The organism is Brenneria roseae subsp. americana, assembly GCF_003115815.1.
GTDB classification, from domain to species: domain Bacteria; phylum Pseudomonadota; class Gammaproteobacteria; order Enterobacterales; family Enterobacteriaceae; genus Brenneria; species Brenneria roseae.
The window spans coordinates 1-9,165 of sequence record NZ_QDKJ01000028.1; the positions used below are offsets into that span (position 1 = coordinate 1).

Genomic DNA, 9,165 nt, shown 5'->3' on the forward strand with positions numbered 1-9,165 from the left:
TGGAGGGCGACCCGGACCAGCCGATCGTGACGGGGCGGACATATCATGCTACCAATCCAACGCCCTATGTATTGCCCAACCATAAGACGCGCACATTGCTGCGTACCGATACCCATAAGGGCGTCGGGTTTAACGAACTGCGCTTTGAGGACGAAGCGACCCGCGAGCAGATCTATATCCACGCTCAGAAAGACATGGACGTGGTGATCAACAACATCCATCGCCGGAGCGTCGGTCGGGATCAGCATTTAACGGTGTCCCAGGATCAGTTCCAGCGCGTTGACCGGCACAGCCACCGCACTATCGGGCAGGATGACTTTGAACAGATCGGTCAGGACCATCACCAGTACATCGGTCGTCACTTTGTGCAAAAAGTCGTGCAGTCGTTCAAGCGATTTATCGGCGGCGGTGAGATCACGCGGATCGAAGGCAGCCGCCAGACCACCCTGTCCGGTTCGGAAGAAACCCTGATCGGCGCGCATCAGCATACGGTGGTGAATACTGACAGCTACCTGAAAGCGGCGGATATCGTGTTGGAGGCGGGGCAGGCGTTGACGATCAAGGGGCCGGGCGGCTTTATCAAGCTGGACGGCGCAGGCGTCACCATTTCCGGCACGATCGTCAAAATCAATGACGGCGGCTCGCCCGGAACCGGCACAGCGCCGGTATCCATTGAACCGGATGCGCCTAACAAGCCCACCTTGCCGGAAGCGCCGGATCGGCGTTAAGGAGAACAAGCGATGCCGAGTGCTGCACGTTTAGGTGATAGCTGTGCCGGGCACGGCTGCTTTCCGGCCACGCCGATTATTGAAGGCAGCGGCGATGTCATCATCAACGGCATACCAGCCGCGCGCAAAGGCGACGCGGTGCTGCTGCATGCTTGTCCTTGTCCGAATATGCCGCATGGCGTACACAGCCGGGCGATATCCGCTGGCTCCGGCACCGTTATCATCAACGGCAAGCTGGCGGCGCGCGTGGGGGATGCCATTGGCTGCGGTGGCGCGGTGGCGGCGGGCAGCGGAGACGTAATTATTGGCGATACGCCGTACCAGTCGCCGGTCAGGGCCTGCGCGGAGCAGTCGGCGCAGCGGCGTTCACCGTTGCTGGCGTTGACGCCGATGCTGGCCCCGGCGCTGATGGAATGGGCGCAGGTGGCGGAACTACCGGTGCTGGACGAGGCGCTGACGCTGCTACAGCGTCAGGAACGCTATCTGGCGCGGGCCAAACTGGCAGCCGAATCGGCAACGCTGCCGGGGCTGGCGGACGCGGCGAAACGGCTGGCGTTTAATAACGACAGTATTCTGCGGGCGGAAGCGGCGCAGTATGTTTATCCGGTGGATGAGTTTCGGCGCGGCGTGCTGGCGGCGCTGCCTAAAGCGCCGGTGGGGCTGGAGCTTCTGGAAGGTGAGAACATTCCAGAACTTAGCGGAGCCAAATTTATGGATCCGGATTCAGGATTTGGTGCGGCATTGTTTAAATCGGCCATTAATGGTGAAACCATGCTGACCTATCGGGGAACAAATAATGCGGTCACTGGTGCAAAAGACTGGCTGACCAATGCTGGGCAAGGAGCGGGTTTGGAAACTACTCAATACAAGCAGGCGATGTACTTAGCCAAACAGGTGAAAAGGGCTATCTCACCATTGCCAGTGATTGTTGGGCATTCGTTGGGTGGTGGTTTAGCCTCGGCGGGAGTGGGCATGAGTGGTTTACCCGGCTACACCTTTAATGCGGCAGGTTTGCATGAGAATACTACGATTCGAGCCGGGGGAGCCGACCTTGCTAAGATTAACTCGCTGATTACCACCCAGGCGGTGGATGGTGAAATTTTAACGATGGTGCAAGGTGTTGGTAAGGCGATGGTGCCGGGGCTATTATCCGGCGCTGGCGCGCTAATTGGCGGTTCGGCTGGCGCGGCCATCGGCGGCACAATAGGCGTGGCGACGCTGTTAGGGGGGGCTTTACCAAAAGCGGCGGGGGCCATGCAGTCGCTGCCCGCCTCCGGCGGTTCACCGCTGGCCCGTCATGGTATGGATCAGGTTATTGCCGGTATTGAGAGCCAGAAAAAGGACGATATCGGCAAAATTACCAGCGTACTTAAGGGGACACAATGAAATGGTTGAAATGGGTAGGGATAGTTATTCTGGGATGTTTAACCGCCTGTCAAGCCGGAGGACGCAGTATGCAGGCCAGTGAGTTATTTGAACCGCCGATGGCGGCGCTGTTGCAGAGTATTCAGAAAGGTGATGAAGCCGCTGCCCGGCAGCAACTGTCGCAGGGGCTGGATCTGAATATTCAGGGGAAAGAAGGGATTACCCCGTTGCTGTGGTTGGTTTATGAAACGCAGGACAAGAAAGCGGTACGTTTGGCATTAAAGCTGGGAGCCGATCCAAATTATAAGGATGGTTCTGGTGATAGCATAGTCAACAGGGTATCTGGAGTAAGGGATCCCGACTGGCTGCGTATAGTGTTGGATGCGGGGGGGGATCCAAATTCGATAGGCCGTCTTGGGCAACCTGCGTTATTCAGTGCGATTAACGAAGAGCGCTGGGCAGATATTAAATTATTGGTAGAACGTGGAGCCGATGTTAATTTAACCGATGAACAGAGAACAACTAGCACTCACTATGCAGCTTATCTTGATCTATACGATATCGTGTATTGGTTGATTGAGCAGGGCGCAGATACCACTATTCGTGATCGTACAGGCAGTGATTTAGCCTTTTCAGTAGAAGACAGCCTGTCAATTATGTCCCCCCAATCTCCTCAATATCCCTGGGCGTTAAAAGTAAAACAGCTATTACAGCAACGCGGCGTTAAATTTCCACCGTTATCACCCGCAGAAGTGAGGGAACGCTGGGCAAAAGGAGAGTCGCTTTGAGGCGTTGGTTCAAACTGCTCTTGGCCTGTGTGCCGCTGTTAACCGCCTGTCAAGCCGGAGGACGTAATATGCAGGCCAATGACTTTTTTGAACCGCCGATGGCGGAACTGCTGGAAACTATCCGTAAAGGGGACGAAACTGCTGCTCGGCGGCAGTTGGCGCAAGGACTTGATCTGAATATTTATGGCAAGGAAGGGATTACACCGCTGCTGTGGCTGGTGATGAAGCAGGATCAGGCAGGTGCAAGACTGGCTTTAAAACTGGGTTCGGACCCTAATTTCAAGTCAGGGCATGGTAGTAATGCTGTGAATATGGTAGCAGGAGCAAAATCACCGGAATGGTTGAAAATGATGCTGGATGCCGGTGGTGATCCTAATTCTCGAAATTATAATAAGGTTCCAGCCTTATTTAATGCAATCAACGAGCAACGCTGGGCGGATATCAAACTGTTGATAGAACGCGGGGCGGATATCAATTTAAAAGATGGGCCGAAGAGAAACAGTGCTCTTTATGCTGCCTATGTGAATGAGTATGAAATTGTATATTGGCTGATTGAGCAAGGCGCGGATATTACGATTTATGATGCTGGTGGCGTAAATCTGGCCTATATGGTAGAAGACAGCCTGTCGATTATGTCTCACGACTCGCCACATTATCCTTGGGCGCTGAAAGTCAAACAGTTATTACAGCAGCGCGGCATAAAATTCCCGCCGCTATCCCCGGCGGAAGTTCGTGAACGCTGGGCGAGGGGCGAGTAGCCTTGAGTAATTGGTTAAAACGGATGCTGGTTTGTCTGCCTTTACTGGCCGCCTGTCAAGCCGGAGGACGCAGTATGCAGGCCAGTGAGTTATTTGTGCCGCCAATGGCGGCGCTGTTGCAAAGTATCCGTAACGGTGATGAAACTGTGGCAAGGCAGCAACTGTCGCAGGGGCTGGATCTGAATATTCAGGGAAAAGAGGGCGTTACCCCGTTGCTGTGGTTGATCTATGAGACTCAGGATAAGAAAGCGGTAAAACTGGCATTAAAACTGGGGGTTGATCCGAATTATAAGGACGGTTATGGCGATAGTGCGGTTAATTCGGTATCGGGTGCGAAAGATCCTGATTGGCTTCGTATAATGTTGGATGCGGGAGGTGATCCCAATGCGATTGGACATCTTGGGCAACCAGCGATATTTGGTGCCATCGGTGAAGAACGGTGGGCGGATATTAAATTGCTGATAGAGCGCGGAGCAGATGTAAATTTAGAGGATGGTCAAAAAAGAAATAGTGCACTTTATGCGGCTTATATAAATAAGTATGAAATAGTGCATTGGCTGATTGAGCATGGTGCTCATGTAGACACCTATTCAGCTACTGATGGAAGCCTGGCATGGCGAGTACATGACAGCTTGTCAATTATGTCCCCCCAATCTCCTCAATATCCCTGGGCGTTAAAAGTAAAACAGCTATTACAGCAACGCGGCGTTAAATTTCCTCCCTTGTCCCCCGCAGAGGTAAGAGCGCGCCGTGCGAAAGGTGATCAGCCTTAAAATGGCGAGAAGGTATACGATCGCTAATTCTTTAATTATATATACCCGTCATCTTTCAAGTTGCAGGTGCGTTGGCTGCCCTCACTCACCCCAGTCACTTACTTGAGTAAGCTCCTGGGGATTCACTCGGTTGCCGCCTTCCTGCCTCTCGAAATCTATTGGGTAGAACAGCGATATTAATTTCTGCTTGGAAAAGTTGATTCAGGAATGAATAAATTAACCTCACTAACCCTGTTTGATATTATTCAGCGCGGGACGTCACCGCTTTACGCCATTATTGATGTCATGTGTTATCCTGCGCTGCCAGAATTCTGGCAGATGTTTCAGCCTGCCGCCGCGCCGCTGTGGCGGCAATTGCGGTTTACGCCAGATGCCGGGGAATGGCAACGATGGGCGCCGATTATTGTATTGGTTGAAGAAGGAAAATCCGGAGAAACGCTGTTGCGCTGGATAGCGGAAACGCAATCTATGCGACCGCCCGGTATTACTTTATTGCATTCTGTGCTGTCGCTGGATGAAATAACCCGCTACTGGCAACAAAGAATCGCCTGTATTTATCCTGATGGGACAAAAGCGTTATTTCGTGGTTACAATCCCGACCTATTACGATTATGGTGGGCCACATTAAACGAGATGGGTCAATCCGCTTTTCTTTCTCCTCATGACAGTTTCTATTTGTCGTTAAAAGAAGATGAACGTCTGGTTTATTCCATGTTCGGTGCTGAGAATAATTGTTCTATAGAACAGAGTGATTATTATATTCATCTGAATAGAGAGCAATATTATTTATTGTCGAATGAAAGTCGGTTACATCAGTTGGCTAATCAGCTCTGGCTTTATGCCAGTACGCTATATATTTATCCGCTCGATATTGAAATAGTGAAAACTAAATTTATCAGCGGAATTGCATTGGCCAGACAGCTATACCCTTACGCCCACGACAATGAATGCGAGTCCTGGTCCGCGCACCGTTGGGTGCTGGGCAGCGATTTTTATTTGCATCCCCGATTTATCACTCTGCTTGAACGCAACAATCTGGAAAACAGTATCCGGCTATTTAAAGCGCAACCCCACAGCGTGCAAGACGTCAGGGAATATTACCACCGTCCCGGCTGGATGCGGGGCGAACTGCCAGACATATCGGAGGTTAAGCTATGAGCGAGTCTAGCACTTTTCTGTCCCGCACATCGGAAGAAGATGAAAGCGGATGGCAGGCGCGGATCGCGCAGGGCGGTTGTTTCATGCTTGCGGAGGCGGTGCTGAATGACGCCGTTCCCTGGTTGGCGGAGCGCTGGGGCGGCAGCCTGGAACAAACCCGTCTGTACTGGGGCGAAACCGGGCGTATTCATGCTTCGGTATCGCCTTACTGCATTCCCGTCCACAGCGTCAATTGGCCGCAACTGCGTGAATATCTGCTGGTTCAGGACGGCTGGGGCATTGCGATACAGCTTGAATGGTTTATGCAGGCGTATGGCCCGCTCCAGCAGCTAACGGAATTGATGAAACATCTGCGCGAATGGAGTTGGGTTGCTACCCCGGACGGAGGCAGCGCCATATTACGCATCAGCGACTGGCTGGTGACGTCGAGTCTGCTGGAGGCCAGCGATGCGCGGGAAGCCTGCGCGCTGTTCGGGCCGGTGAAGACGTTTTGCGCTATCGAGCCGTCAGGGAGCGTTCAAACGCTGACGCTGACCGAACGCCAGACGCACGGTCTGTCCGCCCGCGAGCCGCAGCATCTCAGCCCGCGGCAATGGCAGGCGATTATCGAGCCGTCGAAGCGGGGCGTGCTGAACGCGTATATGGCGCATCTGCGGGCGCATCATGTCCGTTGGCGGGAGAACGATGAACCGGCGTTGCTGGATTTTACTCAGCAGCAGGTTGAGCAAGCGCGCCGGCATGGGTTTAACAATGACCGGGATATTGTGCGCTATCTCAGTCTGGCGACGGAAATGGAGCCGGATTTCGTGCGCCAGCCCTGGGCCGAATCGGCGCTCGCCGGGCCGGATGCTGTGGGAATGGAGAGCCGCATGGACCGTTTGTATCGGGCGGCACTGGCGCAACTGGATAACGAAAAAGCATAGCGGGAAGCGAACCATGAATCAGGACAAACAGGCCGCGCTGATGACCAGCGAGGAAGCGGCGGCAAAAAATTTCTCCACCGACAACGAAATCTCCGGCGGCTGCGCTAAATGCGGTTGCGAAGTCATCATCCATTATCACTATGACTCCGGCAGACCGGTGCCCAACGCGCCATTCGTGCTGACCGACAGCAATGAAAAAGAGATACACGGCAAGACGGACGCTAACGGCCTGTGCCATATCTTTGACATGGGGTGCGGTAACTTTGAGCTTCTGCTGGATGAAGGGGATGACGAGTTTCAGCCCAGGGAAACAGTAGAGAATAACCCGGTATTGCAGGCCAACCCGGATTATGCGGTATTGGCGGGGGAGTATTTCACGCTGTTTTTGCTGTTACACAAACAAGGGTTGCTGGAATATGACGCGGATGACAGCGACGACAGCACCGTTGATATCGACAATACGGGCTTTTTGGGGGGTATTTTCAGCGGTATCCCGCCGGAATATCGGCAGTCATATGACCGGTTCTGGGAACTGGATAAAAAAATCAATGCCGGCAGTATCGAACTGAAGCGGGCGATCAACAAAATTCATCAGAGTCAGTTGGCGGCAGAGGTGGCGGACAATAGTGACGGCACCTCCGCCGCCGTGTTGCTGGTCTGTGAAATCGCGCTGGGGTTTATTCCGGTGGTGGGGCAGGCGCTGGATGTGTATGCGATAGGGGAGTGGGGTTGGCGCTCGTATAAAGAACCCGCCAAACTGGACGACACGCTGCACATTGCCGAGGGGGCGCTGTGCGCCATCGGGGTGATACCGGGGCTGGGGGATGCGCTCAAAGTCAGCGGCCGGGCCATTATCCGGGCGTTGGAGAAGGGCTCGCCGGAAGCGATACAGTTCGCTATCAGGGTTATTCGCGGGTTGTCCGACGGCAATCTGGTGAAAGGGCTGGCCAAGCTGCGCGGCGAATTACGCAATTATGGCGCGCAGGCGAAAGCCTTGCTGCAAAACCTTATCGCGGCGCTGAAAAAAATGCTGGCGGAGTCGCAGGCCAAAGGCGGCTGGATGGTCGCTATGATGAAAGACAGCATCGTCGGGATCATTAAAACGCTGGATGATTTGCTGAAGAAATTCGATGCGGCCCTGACGGAGATTGAGTCAAAGATAACTGAATTTATTGGCAAGGTGGTGACGCGAAAATCCGGCTCGGCACGTAGCAAGAGCGCGCAGAATAAAACCGAGGACACCAATGCGGGCAGAAGTAAGGATGAAGCCACTGACGCGGATACGAAAGCGAAGGATAGCGCGCAACAGAAGGATGGGCAGCTTTGTACGACGGAAAGCGTATGTAAGAACGACCCGGTGGACGTGGCGACCGGGTATGTGGTGGACTGGCGGACGGACGCAGTTATCGACGGCAGCCTGCCGGTTACCATAAAGCGCTATTACCGTTCCGGCGGAGAGCGTTATCCCGGATTACTGGGGCGGCTGTGGCGCAGCGAATGGGACATGCGCCTGTCGCTATCGCAGGGCGTCGTTACCCTGTTGGACGGGGAATTTAATCAGGCCGTCTTCGCCAGCCCGAAAGAGGGGGAAGACAACCGCTCGCCGTCAAACCCGGTGTGGCGGCTGGGGCGGCATCAAGGGAGGCTGGTGCTGCGTCACCGCAATGGTCTGCGCTATGGTTTCGAGCACTGCTGCGGAAAAGCGCTTTTTCTGACTTCAATCGAAGATGCTCAGGGCAACCGCGTCTCGCTGCTGTGGGAACGGGGGACGTTGCGCTGGTTGGCGTTGCCGGATGGATGTCTGATTCATGTGGAGACAGAGCGCAAACGCATTACGTCATTGACCCTGTGTACGGCAGAGCGTCGGCCGGTACGCCAGCTGGCAACCTATACCTATGATCGGCAAGGATATCTGACTGGCGTGCGGGCCGGCGACGGTCGCAATTTTGATTATCGTTATTCGCCGGAAGGCTGGCTGCTGCGCTGGTCCGATCTGGCGCATACCTGGGTGGAGCATGACTACGATGAAAAAGGCCGAGTAACCTTATGTCGCGCCGCCGAAGGCTATTGGACAGGGCATTTTAGCTATGACGATGACGCGCTGACCACGCATTACCACAACGGTTTCGGCGGCATCACATCCTTTGTGCGCGACGGGCGCAACAACATTCTTCTCCGGCGGGAAGCGGACGGCGGCGAAACGCATTATCAGTGGGAAAACAACCAGTTAATCGCCGAGATAGATCCGCTGGGCAACCGTACCGAATACCAGCGCAACGGTTGGGGACAGGTCACGGCGGTCACGCTGCCGGACGGCGCGGTACACCGCTATGAATATAACGATGACGGACAACTGCTGGCCTATACCGATCCGCTGGGCAGCGTCTGGCAGTACCAGCGCAATGCGCAGGGGCAACTGATCGAGGTGAACGACCCGGAAGGGCGCGAGTGGCTGCACAGCTACACGGCGCAGGGCCAACTGGAGACAATCATCGGGCCGGACGGGGTGTTGCAGCGCTACCGGTATAACGCGCGCGGGCTGCTAAGCGGCATCGAGCGTGACCATCTGCCTGCGCTGCGGTTTTTCTACGACGAGCATGACCGCCTGATGGAACGGCATATCGCCCGCGCGCAGGGCGTGCAGGTGCGTCGCTGGAAGTACGAAGGGTTGC

General features: G+C 54.6%; 8 protein-coding genes. All 8 read left to right on the forward strand.

The genetic code is table 11. The annotated features are described in order from the left end of the window. Positions 1 to 728 (forward strand): bacteriophage T4 gp5 trimerisation domain-containing protein (locus B4923_RS20345; RefSeq protein WP_425428666.1); only part of this gene is annotated, 728 nt, incomplete at its 5' end. A 12-nt stretch (positions 729 to 740) separates the two neighbouring features. Continuing rightward, positions 741 to 2,114 carry a Tle-like phospholipase domain-containing protein gene (locus B4923_RS20350; RefSeq protein WP_109491517.1) on the forward strand — a complete coding sequence of 458 codons (1,374 nt, stop codon included), beginning with the start codon at positions 741 to 743 and terminating at the stop codon, positions 2,112 to 2,114. Further along, complete coding sequence (locus B4923_RS20355; protein WP_109491518.1) at positions 2,111 to 2,881, forward strand: ankyrin repeat domain-containing protein; 771 nt, start codon at positions 2,111 to 2,113, stop codon at positions 2,879 to 2,881. The genes B4923_RS20350 and B4923_RS20355 overlap by 4 nt, the downstream gene beginning before the upstream one ends. 68 nt (positions 2,882 to 2,949) lie before the next feature. Beyond that, positions 2,950 to 3,639, forward strand: coding sequence for an ankyrin repeat domain-containing protein (locus B4923_RS20360; protein WP_109491522.1), 690 nt, complete (start codon positions 2,950 to 2,952; stop codon positions 3,637 to 3,639). A 23-nt stretch (positions 3,640 to 3,662) separates the two neighbouring features. Then, positions 3,663 to 4,412, forward strand: coding sequence for an ankyrin repeat domain-containing protein (locus B4923_RS20365; protein ID WP_109491519.1), 750 nt, complete (start codon positions 3,663 to 3,665; stop codon positions 4,410 to 4,412). A gap of 207 nt (positions 4,413 to 4,619) precedes the next feature. Next, positions 4,620 to 5,570 carry a DUF4123 domain-containing protein gene (locus B4923_RS20370; protein WP_109491520.1) on the forward strand — a complete coding sequence of 317 codons (951 nt, stop codon included), beginning with the start codon at positions 4,620 to 4,622 and terminating at the stop codon, positions 5,568 to 5,570. After that, the gene (locus tag B4923_RS20375; protein WP_109491521.1) at positions 5,567 to 6,493 is read left to right on the forward strand and encodes a DUF4123 domain-containing protein; all 927 of its coding nucleotides are present in this window, start codon (positions 5,567 to 5,569) and stop codon (positions 6,491 to 6,493) included. The genes B4923_RS20370 and B4923_RS20375 overlap by 4 nt, the downstream gene beginning before the upstream one ends. Positions 6,494 to 6,506: 13 nt before the next feature. Then, on the forward strand, positions 6,507 to 9,165 hold a 2,659-nt coding region (locus B4923_RS20380), incomplete at its 3' end, for a DUF6531 domain-containing protein (RefSeq protein ID WP_170116099.1).

What these genes read in the sequence shown, in the direction of transcription:
- B4923_RS20370 (WP_109491520.1), top strand. Translation starts at nt 4,620, where the DNA reads ATGAATAAATTAACCTCACTAACCCTGTTTGATATTATTCAGCGCGGG.
- B4923_RS20360 (WP_109491522.1), top strand. Translation starts at nt 2,950, where the DNA reads ATGCAGGCCAATGACTTTTTTGAACCGCCGATGGCGGAACTGCTGGAA.
- B4923_RS20375 (WP_109491521.1), top strand. Translation starts at nt 5,567, where the DNA reads ATGAGCGAGTCTAGCACTTTTCTGTCCCGCACATCGGAAGAAGATGAA.
- B4923_RS20350 (WP_109491517.1), top strand. Translation starts at nt 741, where the DNA reads ATGCCGAGTGCTGCACGTTTAGGTGATAGCTGTGCCGGGCACGGCTGC.
- B4923_RS20365 (WP_109491519.1), top strand. Translation starts at nt 3,663, where the DNA reads ATGCTGGTTTGTCTGCCTTTACTGGCCGCCTGTCAAGCCGGAGGACGC.
- B4923_RS20355 (WP_109491518.1), top strand. Translation starts at nt 2,111, where the DNA reads ATGAAATGGTTGAAATGGGTAGGGATAGTTATTCTGGGATGTTTAACC.